The sequence below is a fragment of the Paenibacillus apis genome (genome assembly GCF_018333295.1).
Taxonomy (GTDB): Bacteria; Bacillota; Bacilli; order Paenibacillales; family Paenibacillaceae; genus Fontibacillus; species Fontibacillus antibioticophila.
The window spans coordinates 218638-237254 of record NZ_BORS01000001.1; the positions used below are offsets into that span (position 1 = coordinate 218638).

Genomic DNA, 18617 nt, shown 5'->3' on the forward strand with positions numbered 1-18617 from the left:
TTAGTGCGAGTAGGGTTTCTAGGAACCTGCTCGATCTATGCATATAAGTAAAGCGTGAGATCCAGCAAGTAAACCCGGATTTCACGCTTTATTTGTTACTCTTCATTTACATCGTAAAGAACACGTGCCAGCAGATCCTGCCCATAGTTGCCAAAATTTTTGCCGAAGATGGTTAATCCCCGCTTGTTCACGGAGTTGTCGGTTACGGCGATGCGCAAGGTTAAATCGCTCTTGTAATCCAGCTGGATTTGATCCAGTGTCACATCCGATATTCTGCAGCCATCAATAAAACTGCCCTCGTGATTAATTCGAATGAGCTTCAGCATCCCGTACTGATTCAGATGAGGCGGCCACCATTCCGGATTGAAGGTTCCGCGAATATCGCCGAAGTCGCCGGGGCTGGTCCAGTAGCCGATCTCGATATCATTAATGTAGAAATGAATATCGGAAGGATAGTTATCGCAATAGCCCGGGGCTTCCGATCCCAGCTCCATGGAGAACTGAATTTCTCGAAAGCTCTGATTGGGCTTAAGATAATTCGGAATCCGGTATTCCAGAAAGCCTTCGGCAAGCCAAATGATTTCGGAGTCGATACGCTGAGGATCAGCGAAGTATCGCGGATCGTCAAAGTCGCCGATAATGCTGTCTTTCGTTGCTAGCCCACATGTCGGTAATGCCTGGTAATTGCTGTAATGTCCCACTTGAATCTCTACTTCATAGAGATTTTCTACATCTTTTTTACGAAGATCAACCATTAACTTATCTTTGTTCAAGTAGCAGATTTTTTGAATCCCATGCTTGCCGACGGTGGTATTGATCTCAATTAGCCCGCTTTCTTCGAGCTTTTTAATATGCATCGTGATAGCCCCGTTACTAAGATTCAGCTTGTTAGCAAGGTCATTCAGGTTCAGCGCTTGATTCTTTGCGAGCAGTTCGAGGATTTGGATTCTGATTTCAGAGCTTAACGCTTTAAAAATATCGATGCCGCTCATTAGATCTTTAATATAAATCATGCGTCATATCCCTCTTCCAGAAAAAGTAATCAAACTTAGGTTTGTTTTATATAATTATAAACCAACTCAATCGTTTACAAAAGTATTAAATCAAAAAACATAGATTTGAATAAAATTTTATATAAAATATGGTTATAAACGCCTGTATACTTCATATAATTATAAAATTAAATAGAGTCTAATTATGAATTATCTTAGTTAAATACTAATAAACATTGAATTTTTCTGATAATGTGATTGATTTTGTTTATAAAAACATGAAAAGATTTATATTTATATATTTACAGCAGTGTTCTTGTATGTTATTTTATATCTGTAAGCGGATTCATTCAAGTTGATGGGAAACATTTTAACGTTATTTAAAATAGGGATGGAAGGTGATCATTTGTCATCCGCAACAACTGGGCTCAAAGCAAAAATGGTTGTAGACAAAGCATTTAAAATTGCCGAAATTGATCCGCGGATTTATGGCTCTTTTGTGGAGCATCTCGGCAGAGCCGTATACGGGGGGATTTACGAAGCAGCTCATCCTGCGGCAGATACCTATGGCTTCCGCAATGATGTCAAGACGCTGATCCAAGAGCTGAATGTACCGATTATCCGCTATCCAGGCGGAAATTTTGTGTCCGGATATAACTGGGAGGATGGCGTAGGACCGTTGGCTGATCGTCCCAAACGGCTGGAGCTGGCCTGGAGAACGATCGAGCCGAATGAGGTTGGCACGAACGAATTTGCCCGATGGGCGAAGGAGATCGGCTCTGAAGTGATGATGGCGGTCAATCTCGGAACTCGCGGAGTCGATGCGGCAAGAAACCTTCTGGAGTATTGCAATCATCCAGGCGGGAGTTATTGGAGTGACCTGCGCCGCAGTCATGGATACGAACAGCCGCATAAGATCAAGACCTGGTGTCTGGGCAATGAGATGGACGGTCCATGGCAAATCGGACAGAAGACGGCCCAAGAGTACGGCCGAATCGCTTATGAGACGGCAAAGGCGATGCGCCTGGTTGATCCCACGATTGAGCTTGTTTCTTGCGGCAGTTCCAGCACGGCGATGCCGACCTTCCCGGAGTGGGAAGCGATTACGCTCGATCACACCTATGAAGTCGCTGATTATGTATCCCTCCACCAATATTATGGCAACCGGGATCATGATTCGGCTAATTTCCTAGCCAGATCGATGGACATGGAGCATTTCATACGAACGGTAGCCTCTACCTGCGACTACGTCAAAGCTAAGAAACGCAGTAAGAAGACGATGTATCTCAGTTTTGATGAGTGGAACGTCTGGTATCACTCCAATGATACCGATGCCAAGATTGATCCATGGACGATTGGTCCGCCGCAGCTTGAAGATGTGTACAACTTTGAAGATGCTCTGCTGGTCGGGAGTATGTTGATTACGATGCTTCGTCATGCAGACCGGGTCAAGATGGCTTGCCTGGCTCAGCTAGTGAATGTCATAGCGCCAATTATGACGGAAAACGGAGGACGCGCCTGGAGACAGACCATCTTCTTTCCTTATCTGCATGCATCCAGATACGGCCGGGGCGAGTCGTTGCTGCCCATCGTTGATTCGCCGAAATATGATGCGCAGGATTATACCGATGTTCCTTATCTTGATAGTGCGGTTGTATACCGCGCGGAGGAAGAAGAACTTACCATCTTTGCTGTCAATCGTCATTTGGATGAAGCGCTCGAATTACAGTGTGATGTCCGCGGCTTCGAAGACTACCGAATCATAGAGCATATTGTACTTGAACATGAGGATTTGAAAGCGGTAAATACAGCGGAATTGGAATCAGTCAAACCTCATTCCCGGGGAGGGGCGGAATGCCGGGACGGCTTCGTGCATGCCCGCTTATCCAAAGCCTCCTGGAATGTTATCCGTTTGAAAAAGGCTTAAGCCGAAAATGATCATGTGGGAGGTCAAGGTATGAAAAGAAAATGGTTCACGATCTGTTTGGTGCTCGTAATGGCGACGGTACTCGGGGCGTGCGGCGGAAATTCATCTTCTTCCAGCAGCGGTGAAACTTCTGTGCTGGACAGCGGTGCCGGGGAAGATGCGACGGAATTGTCCTATTGGACTTTCGTAGAATTGCATGGACAGCATTTTGAGAAAATGCTGGGCAAATGGAATACAGAGTATCCGGACCGTCAAATCAAGCTTAATGTTACCGTGATGCCTTATGATGACATGCATAATAAGCTATCCATCGCGGTTCAGACGGGAGTGGGGGCTCCAGATATCTCCGATATCGAACTAGGCAAGTTCCCCGATTTTTTGAAGGGTGAGCCTCAATTGGAGCCTTTGAATGATGTGATTGATCCTTACAGAGACACTATCGTTCAATCAAGAATTGATTTGTACAGCAAAGACGGCCAAAATTACGGGATTCCAACTCATGTCGGTGCTTCTGTAGCCTTCTACAATACAGAAATCCTTGAGGCTGCCGGAGTTGATTACAAGAGCATCGTAACTTGGGAGGATTTCAAGCAAGCAGGGATGCAAGTATATGAACAGACCGGCAAGTACATGGGGACGGCTGATACCAGCGCAACTTGGCAGATTACGCAGTTGCTAGCTCAGCAAGGCGCAGATCTGACAGACGACTCAGGTAATCCGATTGTGAATTCTGAAGAGGCCGTCAAGGCGCTAACGATGCTTAAAGATCTGCAGGACAATAACGTGATTGCTACGATTGCAGGCGGACAGCCGGATACGGAAGAGGCTTACGGTGAATTCAATTCCGGGAACTATGCTACGGCCTTCATGCCGCTCTGGCAAATGTCCAGATATACGAACTATATGTCTGATTTATCTGGGAAAATCGCAATTGCCCCGATTCCGGTGTTGGAAGAAGGGATGCCTAGATCGGTCGGCGGCGGCGGTACAGGTACTGTTGTGACCAAGACGGCGAAAGACATTCAATTAGCAAAAGATTTCCTCGCCTTCGCCAAGTTGTCTGAAGACGCGAATATCGAGATTTGGAACACGCTCGGCTTTGACCCCGTAAATATGGACGTGTGGAATATGAATGATGTGACACACAATCCAGACAACCAATTTGTGAAGTATTTTGCCAATAACCCGTTTGAGGTTTTGAATGAAATAAAAGACGAAATCATGCTGATTAAATCTACATCATCATCTCCGACCATTAACAATGTCCTTTGCACCGTAACACTCAATGAGATCTTTGAAGACGGCAAGGACGTAAAACAAGCGCTTGACGAAGCCCAGGCTCAAATCGAACAGGAATTAAAGTAGGCCTCATGGAAATAAGACTTGAGAGCTGCTCTAACCGGAGCAGCTCTCTTTAAAAGGGAGGAGAGGACGATGATTAAAAGGTTCCTGTACTCGCAAAAGGTTGCTCCTTATGTGTTCGTACTTCCTTTTATCGCTGTCTTTTTGATTTTCTGGGTGTATCCGTTGGCGAGTTCATTCTCCATGAGCTTCCAGAAGCTGACGCTTGGCCAGGAAGCCGCATGGGTTGGTTTTGACAATTATTCCAAGCTGATAACGGACGGAGTTTTTTTCAAGGCGGTAACTAATAGCGTTATTTATATGGTGCTTACCTTGCTCATTCTAATTCCTTTTCCAATGCTGTTTGCGGTGTTGATTAACAGTAAATTCATGTGGGGAAGAGAGTTTTTCAAATCCTCCTTCTTCTTTCCCGCTTTAACCTCTGTTGTCGTCGCAGGTACGATTTTCCGGCTTATGTTTGGTGAAATGGATACCTCGCTGATTAACAGTGTCCTTGGCTTTTTCGGGTTGGATCCGGTTAAATTCCTAAAAGGCCAGGTTACGGGTTACATTGCGCTTCTGGTGCTTGCTACCTGGCGCTGGACAGGAGTTAATATGCTGTATTTCTTATCCGGGCTGAAGAATATTCAGGATGATTATTATGAAGCGGCGGCCATCGACGGTGCCTCCAAGGTTCAGCAGTTCACAAAAATCACCATGCCCTTGCTTAAGCCAACGACCATTTATGTGCTTACGATCAGTATTTACGCCGGTTTAGCGATGTTTATTGAGAGTATGATGTTGTGGAACGGAAATAATTCTCCCAAAAATATTGGTCTTACGATCGTCGGATACTTGTACCGCCAGGGGATTGAGAAGAACAATCTGGGCTATGCGGCAGCGGTGGGCATTGTTCTGCTTGCCGTTACGATGATCATTAATTTGACGCAATTGGCGTTCAGCGGCCTCTTTAAAAAGGAGGAGAACTGATGAGAAAAGACGTTGCGTTCAAAGCGGTCCTCTTTCTATTTTTCGCTATCCTTTGCATCCTGGTACTGATTCCGTTCTATGCGGTTGCCTTGGCTTCCTTCAAGCCCGGGGGAGACCTCGTAAGAAATGGTCTGAACTTAAGCTTCGACCTAAGCCGAATGAGTCTGAATAATTATGTTTTTCTATTTACCGGCAGTCATTCTTACTTTACATGGTTCTTCAATTCGGTTTTTTTAACGATCGTTCAGGTTGTGCTTACCTTATTTGTTAGCGCCGCCGTGGCATACGGGTTTTCGGCCTATGAATTTAGAGGAAAGAACTTTCTGTTTATCTGCGTGCTGCTCATCATGATGGTTCCCTTCGAAATATTGCTGCTGCCCTTGTACAAACTCACGAACGATCTTGGGCTTATGAATACGTATTCTGCAATTGTTCTGCCGGGCATAGCCGGAGCCGCCACGATCTTTTTCTTCCGGCAATACCTCAGCGGAATTCCAAGGGAGATTATTGCCGCCGGCCGTGTAGACGGAGCGTCGGAGTACGGCATATACATGCGGCTGATTTTGCCGATCATGAAGCCTTCATTCGCCGCCATGGCTATTTTGAACGGCATGAATAGCTGGAACAACTTCTTGTGGCCGTTTATGGTGCTTAGCGATTCCAATAAATATACGCTGCCAATCGGCTTGAAGACGCTGCTTACACCGTATGGGAACAATTATGATCTGCTCATCGTGGGTTCATTTTTCTCAATCATTCCGATCTTTGTTCTGTTTATGGCCTTCCAGAAGTACTTCATTGACGGAATGACGGCAGGAGCGGTGAAGGGTTAGTAGAAATAGGAATAAAAAGGATAAAGGAGAAACCGATATGAATACAAAGAGAGAATACAAAAACCCCATTGTTCTGCAGCGAGCGGATCCATGGATCTATAAGCATACAGACGGATATTACTACTTCACGGCATCGGTTCCGGAATACGACAGGATCGAATTGCGCCGGTCCGCCACGATTCAGGGACTGCAAGGCGCGGCACCCAAGGCGGTGTGGCATAAATATGATTCCGGTCCGCTTAGCGCCAACATTTGGGCACCGGAGATCCATTACCTTCAAGGCAAATGGTACATTTATTTTGCGGCCGCCAGAACGACGGAGACGCAGGAAGGCTTGTTCGATCACCGGATGTATGTGCTGGAGACGGAGGCGGAGAATCCGCTAGAGGGGACGTGGATCGAGAAGGGGCAGGTGCATACCCGTTGGGAGTCCTTTGCTCTTGATGCGACTGTGTTTGAACACCGGGAAGAGCTATACTATGTCTGGGCGCAAAAGGATCCTGAGATCGAAGGAAATTCCAACTTATACATTTCCAAAATGAGCAATCCGTGGACGCTGGCGGGCGAGCAATCCATGATCTCTACGCCGGAGTATGATTGGGAGAAGATCGGCTTTCTCGTTAATGAGGGCGCTGCCGTATTGAAACGAAATGGACGTATCTTCATCGCTTATTCAGCGAGTGCGACGGACTTCAACTACTGCATGGGCCTGCTTGCCGCGGATGAAGATGCGGACTTGCTGGACCCTGCGTCGTGGACAAAGTCGCCGGTTCCGGTATTTCAGACCAATGAGGAGACAGGCCAGTATGGCCCGGGGCATAACAGCTTTACGGTCTCGGAGGACGGAAGGGATGTTCTTGTCTACCATGCCCGGAACTACAAGGAGATTGTCGGGGACCCGCTCTACGATCCGAACCGGCACACTCGTGCCCAATTGTTTGGGTGGAAGGAAGACGGGACACCGGATTTCGGGGTGCCGATAAAGGATCATAGCGAGATGAAGTAAGTGAACGGGTTTCAAAAGGACCGTCCGGGGAACCGGGCGGTCCTTTTTCGGTGGTGGTGCGCCCAGAATGGGCAATTGGTGGTGTGCGCCCGACCTGGCAGGGCAATTACTCAGGCGGAGGCGGTGAAAATTTGTCACGGGAGGCAACTTCAGCCCGAAAGCTCCAGGGCTCTGAGGCCCTGAGGCCGAAAGGCTCCAGGACTCCGAGGACCGAGGCTCCAAGGCCAGAAGCTCCAAAGCTCCGAAGTTCCAAGCCCCCAAGCCCCAAAGCCCCAAAGCCCAAAGCCCAAAGCCCCAAAGTTCCAACTTCGAGGATCAAAGGGACATGCACACTGTTCCGGTTGAGTCTCTTTCACCTTTTCACCTGATTCTTACGGACATTACGTCTTCTTAGAGCTAACTTTTGATGACGATGGAAGTGTAACGGACATTTTGTACACTTAGCGAGTAGATCTAGAGGAAAGTGGGATGATCGGGTGTTCTAAGTGGCGAAAATGTCCGTTAGCGATCAAAATAGTCTGAAAAGGCCTGCTAACGATCCAAAATGTCCGTTAGAAAACCAAAGGAAGATGTAGTCGAAGAAGGAAGTAACCGAAGAAGGAAGTAACCGAAGAAGGAAGTAGCCGAAGGAAGATGTAACCCAGGAGGATATTACCCAAGAAGGATACTAACCGCTGAGGCTGGTAGGCTTTGATTCCATTTCATCTGATGCTAGGAGCAAAGCTGTGGCACGAGGAGGGGCAACGACGCTCCAACGCACGCAGCAGGTACGCAGCGGATGAAGCAGGCATGAAGGATCGGAGCAGCCATGTGCCAACTGCCTTGTAGCAAAACTGTAAAGGCTAAGTGGCTAGGGCATAAGTGTGAAGGTAAAAGCTTTCTGTAAGAAAGCTACTTCGGAAGCATAGAGCGTGAGCGTTCGCCTTTGTGAGCGGATTCTTCCCTGTGAAGATTTAGTTCAATCAGAGAAATCCGCGAGCAACAGCGATCGTAAGCACCCTTCACACGTTGCCTCTCTAGCGTGCCTGCTTTATGTTTAGATTTTATACGGCGTTTGCATGGGGACGAGCGCAATGCCAAACGCAATATTGTGCAACATTTTAACAGAATTATGTTTGTTGTAATTTTGATAAAAGTTATAATTGAAAGTAACAGAGGATGTAAACGCTATACTAATCATAGGATCTATTCCTCAAAAAAAGAGCATAATTTACATAAAACTGGGCTGCCGAGTCTACTTCGGCGGAAAGGAGAACAGCGATGATTCAAGTGCTGATTGTCGATGACGAACCAAAGCTCCGTGAGGGTCTTCGCTCGTTTATTGATTGGGAAGCTCATGGGTACTGTGTGGTAGATACAGCGTCTAACGGCAACGAAGCATTGGAGAAGTACCAACAGCTCAGACCAGGACTGGTTATCGCTGATATTCGCATGCCGGGGATGGATGGGCTGCAATTAATCGGTCGTCTTCGGGAATTGGACCCCTCCCTGCACATCTTGATTTTGAGCGGCTATGCCGATTTTGAATATGCGAAGAAGGCAATACAGCAGCGTGCTGACGGTTACTTGCTTAAGCCGGTTGATGAAGATGAACTGATTGGTTACTTGGATACGATCAAGTCCCAGATTGATCAAGCGAGTCAAGCGGAACAATGGAGACTTACAACAAGAGAATGGGGCAGAGAGTCTTTTATCATTTCGCTTTTGATGGAGCATCCGGGTGATCCGGAGCTGCTTTGGAGCCGGGCAGAAGAGCTCGGACTAGCCTGGAGGTCCTATCAGGTGCTGTTGCTATCAACGGTTCTTGATGAGGAGGATTATGGAGAAAAGCTTGCTGCAGTCAGAAATACGATGACCCGGTTGCTGGAAGCGAAAGGGCGGGGGTATGTATTTTCCCATCATTCGCAAATCGGTGTTTTGTTGAATGATCCGATTCTTCCGGTGGAATGGTCTGAACTATATTCGAATATTCGACATGTCGTTGAAGGATTGGGCATCGATTTTTCGCTAGCTCTTGGTCCGAAGGTGTGCAAGATCGAGGAGGTTGCCTATTCCTATGGCGTGGCCAACAGACTGAACAAGAACCATTTCTTTTTAGGCAATGATAAGTTGCTGACAGAGGAACTGCTTGTAGAGCAGACGCACGATGGAGGCGTTTCGGTTCATGAGTTGGATGAACAAATCTATTACGCTGTCGAGATTGGAAACCATGAGCTGGTGAAGCAGCTCATTGAACAAAAAGGGACTTGTTACATCTCCCAAGGACTTACGGAGGAGCAGATCAAGCTTCACTTTGCCGAGATGCTGACGGCACTGCTGGGAAGAGGGATCAAGCAGTCCCCGGAGCTTCAGCAGCGGAACAGGGAGTTTTCGGAATACTTGTCTGATATTTATAAGGCGTGGACATTGGGAGAGCTCTATGAAAAGGCACAGCAATTCCTTAAGCAAATGATGAACGAGCTTGGCTCGAAAGCATGCAGTAAGCATCAGGAAGTCAAGATGATGCTGGAACTGATCCATCGTAATTTTAATGAGAACCTCAAGCTGGAAACCTTATCGGGCATCTTGAACTACAATAGCGCATACCTGGGCAAGCTGTTTAAAAATGAGACAGGCGAATACTTTAACACGTACCTGGATAAGGTGCGGATTGAGAAGGCCAAGAGCTTATTGGAGGAAGGGTTGAAGGTTTACCAGGTTGCCGAACGAGTGGGCTATACCAATGTCGATTACTTCCATAGCAAGTTCCGGAAATATGTGGGGACCTCCCCTTCTGCTTACCGGAAAACATCAAATAGTTAGCCTATATAAGCCGAACTAATCTATATAAGCTGAACTAAAGATTGTACACCTGGGGCAACGTGTGAAGTGTTCTTACGATCGCTGTTGTTCACGGATTTCTTTGACTGTACTAAGCCATAAAAGGGTGGAAATCCGCTCACAAAGGCGAACGCTATCGCTTCTTCAGAACACTTCTCACTTATGCCCTTCTGTGTACTTTTCCAGTTCAACTTATATAGTTCATCTTATATAGATTAGAAAAAGGGGCCGTACTACTCGGCCCTCTTCTTTTTAGTTCTACTGATTTTCATATGAAAAGAGTGCAAATTTCTTGAGTATTAAAGCCCTTGCGAATCAAGTTATGATAATTGCGAAGAGTTATAATAGCGCTTTCAAAAAACAAGATAGAAACGGGGTTTATTACATGAATTTCCCATTTCAAAATGTTGATCTTCCTTTGGAAGAACGGGTTAATGATCTGATCTCCAGATTTACTCTGGATGAAAAAATCGAATTAATGTGCCAATACCAATCCGAGATCCCGCGATTAGGAGTCAAAAAATACAAGCACGGCACAGAGGGGGCCCACGGCGTTGCCTGGCTGGGTGAAGCAACGGTGTTCCCTCAAAATATTGGACTTGCCTGTACCTGGGATCCCGAACTGATGCGTGAAATTGGATCGGTCATTTCCGAGGAGGCCCGGGTTTATTATCAAAGGGACCCTGCTGTGAACGGACTGACCGTTTGGGCGCCAACCGTCGATATGGAGCGGGATCCGCGTTGGGGGCGCACCGAGGAGGCCTATGGAGAAGATCCGTATTTGACGGGACGTCTTTCAACGGAGCTTGTAAAGGGAATGCAGGGAGATCATCCTTTTTATTACAAGACGGTCGCGACCTTGAAGCATTTTTATGGAAATAATAATGAAATAGATCGCGGCAGCGCTTCGGTCAGTATTGATCCGCGGAATAAACGGGAATATTATTTGAAGGCTTTCGAACCTGCATTTCGTGAGGGGAAGGCCGGGTCGATGATGACAGCTTACAACGGGGTGAACGGTACGCCGTGCAACCTGAATCGTGAAGTGAACGAGATTGTGAAAAAAGAATGGGGCATGGATGGATTCGTCGTCGGAGATGCCGGAGACGTGCTGGGGACTGTAATGGATCATGGATATGTCCAATCCTACGCCGAGGCCGTGGCTGGATCTGTCAAAGCAGGAATCGACAGCATTACGGACGAGCAAGACATTTCATTCCGCGCGCTCCGGGATGCCTTGGAGCAGGGATTGCTGGAGGAGAGCGATCTGGATCATGCCCTGCGCAATACCTTCCGTGTGCGCTTCCGCCTGGGAGAATTTGATCCGATTGACCGGAATCCTTACGGACATGTTCCGGAATCCAAGCTGTGCGCACCGGAGCATGCGGATTTGTCGCGCAAGGCAGCACAGAAATCAGTGGTTCTCCTCAAGAACAACGGAATTCTTCCGCTGCATCAGGATCTGGAGTCTATCGCTGTGTTGGGGCCGCTTGCGAATGAAGCCTACACGGATTGGTACAGCGGCACTCCGCCTTACCGGATCACCCCCCTTCAAGGCATTCAGGAGAAGCTGTCTGAGAAGAGCAAGGCCCATTTCCATACGGGGCTGGATAAGGTGAGAATCCGCGAGGCAGAGAGCGGCTCGTATATTCGCATTATGAATGGAGAAGCAGCTATGCTCGTTGCCGATGGTCAGGCAGCCGAATCCGCCGAGACCTTTGAGCGTAATGACTGGGGTTGGGGGAATACTACTTTTCGTGCTGTAACTACGGGCAAGTATATTACCGAAGGGGAAAAGGGACTGCAGGTCACGGCCGAGGAGGCGCGCGGCTGGTTTGTTAAGGAATCCTTCCGGCTTGAACCTGCGGAGAATGGCTGCTTCGTCCTCAAATCCTGGGAAGGGAAGCCGATTATTCTGGACGGAGCCCAATTGGCAGTCTCCTCTGAGCCTGGTGCGGACGGAGCAAAATTCCTGATCGAGCGCGTTGAGGATGGCATTGCCGAAGCTGTTCGTGCAGCGATGGCTTCCGAGCGTGCGGTGATTTTTGTGGGCAACAGTCCTTTTATCAATGGAAAAGAAACCATCGACCGGCCGGATATCGTGCTGCCTGCTGATCAGCAAGCCTTAATCAAAGCGGTCCATGAGGCTAACCCGAATACCGTTGTCGTTATCGTTGGCAGCTATCCGTTTGCTGTGAACTGGGAGCAAGAGCATGTGCCGGCGATTCTGTATACCTCCCATTCTGCGCAGGAGCTCGGACGGGCTGTCGGTGACGTGCTTTTCGGACAATACAATCCGGCGGGACGGCTCAATATGACCTGGTATAAATCAACAGATCAACTGGCTGATTTAATGGATTACGATATTATCAAGGGCAAGCGGACTTACCAATATTTTGATGGAGACGTACTGTATCCCTTCGGACACGGGTTGAGTTATACGAAGTTTGCCTATGAAGAATTGAGCCTCGATAAGGAGAACATGGGAGCAGAAGAGACAGCAACCGTCTCTGTTCTGGTCCGCAATATCGGCGGTACGGCGGGAGAGGAGGTTGTTCAGCTCTATGTCAGAGCAGACCAATCTCGTGTTACACGGCCGATTAAGACACTTGCCGGATTTAGACGAATCCATCTTGAGGCAGGAGAAGCGAAGAGGCTGGACTTTAAGCTTCCGGCATCCGAGCTGGCCATGTGGGATGTAACCCGGGATAAATATGTGGTAGAGCAAGGCAACTACACGATTATGATCGGAAGCTCGGCAGGCTCCATTCAAGCGGATACCGTGCTCAGAGTCGATGGCGAGGTGATCCCGCCTCGTTCGCTGCAGCAGCCGACACGTGCGGTTAACTATGATGATTACGAGCAGGTATATATTGACGAGTGCCGTGAGGGCGGGGAAAGTGTTGCTTTGTCCAAAGAACAGGGATGGATTCTGTTCCGGGATGTGGAGCTGGGAGCGGGTGCTTCCTCCTTTGAGGCAAGAGTATCCGGAGGAATCAAAGGCGGCGGTATTCAGATCGTGCTGGATCAACCGGATGGGCAGGCCGCTTCTGAGCTGAAAGTCATTCCAACCGGAGGCAGCCAGGCCTGGACTACAGTAACTGCTGAATTCAATCCTATTAGCGGACGACATGATGTCTATTTGAAGCTTCAGGGGGAGATCCGGATAAGCTGGTTCAAGCTGAGCTAAATACGGCAGAACAGGCAGAACAAGCAGAACAGCAGAACAGCAAACAGCAAAGAGGCAGAAAGTCAAGCACCGCAGGAGCAGGTTCAAGCTCCTGCGGCTCATGCTTCGATCTGCTCCAGCAATCGTTTGCGGAATTCGGAAGGGGAGCAGTTCATTGCTTTTCTGAATACACGAATGAAATAACTGATATTGTCGTAGCCGGCTTCAAGGGCTACGTCCGATATTTTCCGATCCGGGTTGCGCAGCATCTCGGCTGCCTGACGGATCCGGTAAGCATTAATGTAATCCATTGGCGTCTGGCGGGTCATGGACTTAAAGAAACGGCAAAATTGTCCTTCGCTCATAGGTATTAAGGCGGCAAGCTCAGCGAGTCTGATCGGATGACTGAAATTCTCCTGGATATAATGAATCACTGTTTTCAAACGCGCAATTTTGAAGGAATCGCTCCGGCTGCCTGCTTGGCGGTTGCAAGCTTGGCCAGATGCCGTCATTCCTGCAATCATGAGATACAAATGTCCTTTGACAGCGCCTTCATAACCAAGCGCCTTATCGTTGCAGCATTGCATGATGGCATGGATCTGCTCCAGCAGCACATTCATTCCGGGATGATGCGGTTGAATATGACGGGGAAAGGTCGCCTTTTTCTCCTGAAGAGGGAGAATAAGGTTCTCCTGGACAGCATCATAATGGGCGCTCGCCAGCAGCTGGGTATCGAACACGAGCGAAAAGAAGCTGCATCCCTGCTCTCCGTGGGCATGGGCCGCATGGATATCACCCCCGTCGATAAAGACGGCTTCTCCGGCGCGAACGAGAAAATAATCGGTATCCACCTGGAACATGGTCTCGCCTTGCAGACAGTAGAAGAACTCAGCTTCTTCATGCCAATGGCAATCGATCACATGCTCACCGGGTCCATACTGATACCAGTACGTGCCAAGGGGCAGATACTCATTTCCGTGCATTTTGCTCTCCTTCAAGGAGCTGCGCATTGCCTGATCCATTAGAAAAACATTCCTTTCATCAAAATTGTGTTAAGTAATCGTTGTATTTTGCTAGTTTCGTTGTTTTTTAATCAGTATAATGCAATTGTAAACTAAATTGCGGTACTAATACAAGCGATACGAAGGGTGGCTTATAAACCATGAAATTTACAGACGGCAACTGGTTGATTCGAGATGGATATTCTTTGTCGACAGCAGTTCAAGCCTACGATTTTATAAACGAAGGACACACCTTGACGGCCTCTGCGTCAACGGCGCCATTGCGCGGTCGTGGGGATATGATCAATTCAACGCTGCTTACGATTTCTTTCCATTCCCCGCTGCCGGGGGTTATCGGCGTCAAGCTGGTTCATTTTGATGGAACCGTGGATCATGGACCTAATTTTGAACTGACGAAGAGCGGAGATCACGCCGTGATTACCGAGACTGAGGAGTATGCGGAGCTTAAGAGCGGCGATCTTAGCGTACGCATTTCCAAGGGAGATCAATGGTCAGTTAACTTCTATCGTGGCTCGCAGCGCATTACAGGCAGCGGCTTCAAATCGATGGCACATATTACCGAAACGGCGACCGGTACGACGTTCATGCGTGAGGAGCTGGATCTTAGTGTAGGAGAATGGGTATACGGCTTGGGCGAGCGCTTCACCTCCTTTGTGAAGAACGGCCAAATCGTTGACATTTGGAACAAGGATGGCGGGACCAGCTCTGAGCAAGCTTATAAGAACATTCCGTTTTACATCACGAACAAGGGTTACGGCGTATTTGTCAATGATCCGGGCGGCGTATCCTTTGAAGTCGCTTCTGAAAAGGTGAAAAAGGTTCAGTTCAGCGTGACAGGCGAGGTGCTGGAGTACTTCATCATTGATGGTCCGGAGCCGAAGGAAGTGTTGAATAAATACACTGCCTTGACCGGCAAGCCGGCGCTGCCTCCGGCATGGTCATTCGGATTGTGGCTGACCACTTCGTTTACGACGAATTATGATGAAGCTACTGTAAATTCCTTTGTGGATGGCATGGCTGAACGCGATTTGCCGCTGCACGTATTCCACTTTGACTGCTTCTGGATGAAAGAGTTCCATTGGACGGATTTCAAGTGGGATGAGCGCGTATTCCCGGATCCGGTAGGCATGCTGAAACGGTTGAAGGATAAAGGGCTGAAGATCTGCGTCTGGATCAATCCGTATATCGGGCAGCGTTCGCGCTTGTTCAAGGAAGGCAAGGAACGCGGATATCTGGTGAAGAAGCCAAATGGAGACGTATGGCAATGGAACCTTTGGCAGCCTGGCATGGCTTTGGTTGATTTCACGAATCCCGAGGCATGCGAATGGTTTGCCGGCTATCTTCGGGAGCTTGTGGACATGGGAGTCGACAGCTTCAAGACAGACTTTGGCGAGCGGATTCCGACCGATGTCGTATACCACGACGGTTCTGATCCAGTGAAGATGCACAATTACTATACGTATCTGTACAATAAGGTAGTATTCGATGTCCTGGAAGAGAAGCTGGGCAAGAATGAAGCGGCATTGTTCGCTCGTTCGGCCACCGTCGGCGGACAGAAATTCCCGGTTCACTGGGGCGGCGACTGCTACGCGGATTATGAGTCGATGGCTGAAAGCCTGCGCGGAGGCTTGTCGCTCGGATTATCAGGCTTCGGCTTCTGGAGTCATGATATCGGCGGCTTTGAGAATACGGCACCGGTTCACGTATTCAAACGCTGGCTGGCCTTTGGTCTTCTTTCCAGCCACAGCCGGCTGCATGGAAGCAGCTCCTATCGGGTGCCTTGGGCATACGACGAGGAAGCCGTTGATGTAACCCGCTTCTTCACGAAGCTGAAATCCAGCCTGATGCCGTATCTGTTCGACACGGCTGTCTATGCAACGGAAAAAGGAGTTCCAACGATGAGGGCAATGTTCCTGGAATTCCCGAACGACCCTGCAGCAGAAACACTGGATCGTCAATACATGCTGGGGGACTCCCTGCTGGTTGCTCCGGTATTCAGTGAAGATGGTGAGGTTTCTTACTACCTGCCGGAAGGAGCATGGACTCACCTGCTCTCCGGTAAAGTGGTTGAAGGCGGCAAATGGCATAAAGAGACCTACGATTTCATGAGCTTGCCATTGTTCGTTCGTCCAAACAGCATTCTTCCGATTGGCGCCAATGATCTGCGTCCGGATTACGATTTTGCTGATGGAGTTAACCTGAGATTGTATCAGCTGGAAGAAGGCGTATCCGTCTCGCGCACCGTACGCAATATGAAGGGGGAAGCAGAACTGACCGTCACGGCGGTGCGGAACGGCAAGACCATCTCCGTACAAGCGGAGGGTGCAGGTAAAGCCTTTACACTGTCGCTCCATGGCATGGGTGAAGCTGTATCTGCTCAAGGTGCGGAATTGACAGAATCCGGCTTGTTGGCTGTTACAGGCTTTAGCGGAAAAACAACCGTAGAATTTACATTGAAATAGGCTCGAAATTGCTTCTTGTTCCAGAATTCATTAAAGGTTTAAATAACGAATCATGTTATGTTGCTCTTTGGCCTGATATCCCCTTTCAAAATGAAGGGGATATTCGGCCTTTTTGCGATATAAAAATGAGACCGGTTTCAAGACGGGAAGCCAAAAGGAGAATATGCCATGCTAAAAAAGGCCGCGTTGCTTATCAATAATCTTAAGCTAAAACACAAACTGATCGTTACCTATCTTGTGGTTGTCATGATTCCTGTGATGATTGTGGGCGGGAGTGTAGTTGGGTATTTCCGGGAGCAGGCGATGAGCAGGGCAATCGAACAGGCGACCAACAACGTAGAGAAGATCAAAACCAGACTTGGCAATATGCTGCGGATTCCGATGGACGTTTCCGACTCACTGATACTGGATAAGGAACTGGAGCGGCTGGCAACGACGCGTTATGACAGCGTGCTTGAGTTGACGAAGGAATATATTAACTACAATGGCTTCAGACAATATGGGGGGCTCAGTCAATATAAAAGAGTTCACCGAGAAATTGCAGGGGTGCGTTTGTACTATGAGAACCCAACCTTGATCAACAACATGGAGCTGATTCCTGTAGATGAACCGATCTCGGAAAGGGAATGGTATCAGGAAGCTATGCGCAACAAAAGTGTAAGGTGGCTTTATTTTAATGACCCGGAAGAGTTCCCCCTCAATACATTGAGCTTGGTTCGCCAGCTTCCTTTTCCCGACCGGATGACAAGCGGCGTCATTGTCGTATCGCTTGACCAGAAAGAGCTTGACAGCATGTTGCTGCAGGAACCCTTCGAGACATTGATTGCTGATGAAAGAGGATATGTTGTCGCTGCGAAAAATCCAGGCTATGTCGGTCAAACTCTGGAAAATCTAGATTATGGTATGGATCTGAAAGAACAGGAAAAAGGAACGTACAAGCTTCAGGTCAAGGGGGAGCCCTCTTATATTATCGTGGATGAACTACTAACGGAGCTCAGTATGAGCGGGTTGAAAATCATATCTGTATTTAACACGGAATCTATTGTAGAGGATGCGAACAAGGTCAGTTACATCGGGCTGCTTATTATCTTGTTGGTTCTGCTGATCGCCCTGCTTTTTGTGTATATCGTATCCCTGCTTACGACCAATCGACTGTTGCGGCTTAGCCGGCATTTCAATCGTCTTGCGCTAGGGGATCTGCATGTTACGTCCGTGATTGACGGCAATGATGAAATCGGACAATTGTCGCGGCAGTTCAATTATATGGTGGAAAGCATCCGCTTGCTGATGGATCAGGTGGTGGAGAAGAACGAGCAATTTACCGCATTGGAGCTGGCTCAGCGTGAGATCAAGCTAAAGATGATGGCGAGCCAGATTAATCCGCATTTTCTTTTTAATGCGCTTGAATCGATTCGGATGAATGCCCATATGAAAGGGGAAAAGGAGATTGCGAATGTTGTGCGTCTGCTTGGACGCCTTATGCGCAAAAACTTGGAGATTGGCCGGGAAAAGGCCCCGCTGAAGGAAGAACTGGAGATGGTTCGCTCCTATCTGGATATTCAGAAATTTCGTTATGAGGATCGCCTCCAATATGAAATTGAAGTGGATGACTCGGTCATGGATTTTCGGGTTCCTCCGTTAATTATTCAACCTCTCGTGGAGAATGCAGTCGTTCATGGGGTTGAAGACAAGGTGGACGGTGTAAAGGTAACGGTCAGCATTCGGAGGCTGGAAGAAATGCTCGAAGTCAGCATCAAGGACAACGGAATGGGAATGACGCCTGAACGTCTTGAAGAAGTAAAGGAGTCTATCATGGCCTCGGAGGAATCGGAGAAAAACCACATCGGATTGCGGAACGTCTATCAGCGGTTGGTGCTTACTTACGGAGAGGAACATGGGCTGAATATTGAAAGCAGATATGGAGAAGGCACGCTAATTATTTTCACACTACCATTGAATCTCTAATTTTTACATGGTTTTTGCATCAATCTATCGGGTATTTGAAAACGCTTTTTTTATCTAAGATTAAACTATAAAAAGAAGGGGGGATTGGAC

The 18617-nt window shown here is 48.1% G+C and carries 11 protein-coding genes; 9 read left to right on the plus strand and 2 right to left on the minus strand.

Annotated elements, in window-relative coordinates:
• Nucleotides 1–95: 95 nt before the first annotated feature.
• Nucleotides 96–1013, minus strand: a complete 918-nt coding sequence (locus tag KI362_RS00910) for an ArsR/SmtB family transcription factor (protein WP_301624178.1) — start codon at nucleotides 1011–1013, stop codon at nucleotides 96–98.
• Between the two features lie 418 nt (nucleotides 1014–1431).
• Between KI362_RS00910 and arfA the strand changes: the two genes are divergently transcribed.
• The 7 genes from arfA to KI362_RS00945 all read left to right on the plus strand — a co-directional run bounded on the left by arfA (nucleotide 1432) and on the right by KI362_RS00945 (nucleotide 13099).
• Nucleotides 1432–2919, plus strand: coding sequence for an arabinosylfuranosidase ArfA (gene arfA, locus KI362_RS00915; protein WP_301624180.1), 1488 nt, complete (start codon nucleotides 1432–1434; stop codon nucleotides 2917–2919).
• 30 nt (nucleotides 2920–2949) lie between these two features.
• Nucleotides 2950–4284, plus strand: a complete 1335-nt coding sequence (locus tag KI362_RS00920) for an ABC transporter substrate-binding protein (RefSeq protein ID WP_301624182.1) — start codon at nucleotides 2950–2952, stop codon at nucleotides 4282–4284.
• 69 nt (nucleotides 4285–4353) lie between these two features.
• A complete protein-coding gene (locus tag KI362_RS00925; RefSeq protein ID WP_301624184.1) occupies nucleotides 4354–5250 on the plus strand; it encodes a carbohydrate ABC transporter permease in 897 nt (298 codons plus the stop codon).
• Nucleotides 5250–6083 (plus strand): carbohydrate ABC transporter permease, encoded by an 834-nt coding sequence (locus tag KI362_RS00930; protein WP_212938268.1) that lies wholly within the window; start codon nucleotides 5250–5252, stop codon nucleotides 6081–6083. Before KI362_RS00925 ends, KI362_RS00930 begins: the two co-directional genes overlap by 1 nt.
• A 37-nt stretch (nucleotides 6084–6120) precedes the next feature.
• Entirely contained in the window at nucleotides 6121–7089 is a 969-nt protein-coding gene (locus tag KI362_RS00935; protein ID WP_301624187.1) for a glycoside hydrolase family 43 protein, read from the plus strand.
• Nucleotides 7090–8349: 1260 nt separating this feature from the next.
• On the plus strand, nucleotides 8350–9891 hold the full coding sequence (locus KI362_RS00940) for a response regulator transcription factor (RefSeq protein WP_301624189.1): 1542 nt from the start codon (nucleotides 8350–8352) through the stop codon (nucleotides 9889–9891).
• A 403-nt stretch (nucleotides 9892–10294) separates the two neighbouring features.
• Nucleotides 10295–13099 carry a glycoside hydrolase family 3 protein gene (locus KI362_RS00945; RefSeq protein WP_301624191.1) on the plus strand — a complete coding sequence of 935 codons (2805 nt, stop codon included), beginning with the start codon at nucleotides 10295–10297 and terminating at the stop codon, nucleotides 13097–13099.
• 98 nt (nucleotides 13100–13197) lie between these two features.
• Here the strand turns inward: KI362_RS00945 and KI362_RS00950 are convergent, their stop codons facing one another.
• Nucleotides 13198–14100 carry a helix-turn-helix transcriptional regulator gene (locus KI362_RS00950; protein WP_301624193.1) on the minus strand — a complete coding sequence of 301 codons (903 nt, stop codon included), beginning with the start codon at nucleotides 14098–14100 and terminating at the stop codon, nucleotides 13198–13200.
• Nucleotides 14101–14240: 140 nt separating this feature from the next.
• Here KI362_RS00950 and yicI point away from each other — a divergent pair, with 140 nt between their 5' ends.
• Both yicI and KI362_RS00960 read left to right on the plus strand, forming a co-directional pair.
• Nucleotides 14241–16562 (plus strand): alpha-xylosidase, encoded by a 2322-nt coding sequence (gene yicI / locus KI362_RS00955; RefSeq protein WP_301624195.1) that lies wholly within the window; start codon nucleotides 14241–14243, stop codon nucleotides 16560–16562.
• 168 nt (nucleotides 16563–16730) lie between these two features.
• The gene (locus tag KI362_RS00960) at nucleotides 16731–18527 is read left to right on the plus strand and encodes a sensor histidine kinase (RefSeq protein WP_301624197.1); all 1797 of its coding nucleotides are present in this window, start codon (nucleotides 16731–16733) and stop codon (nucleotides 18525–18527) included.
• Nucleotides 18528–18617: the final 90 nt, after the last annotated feature.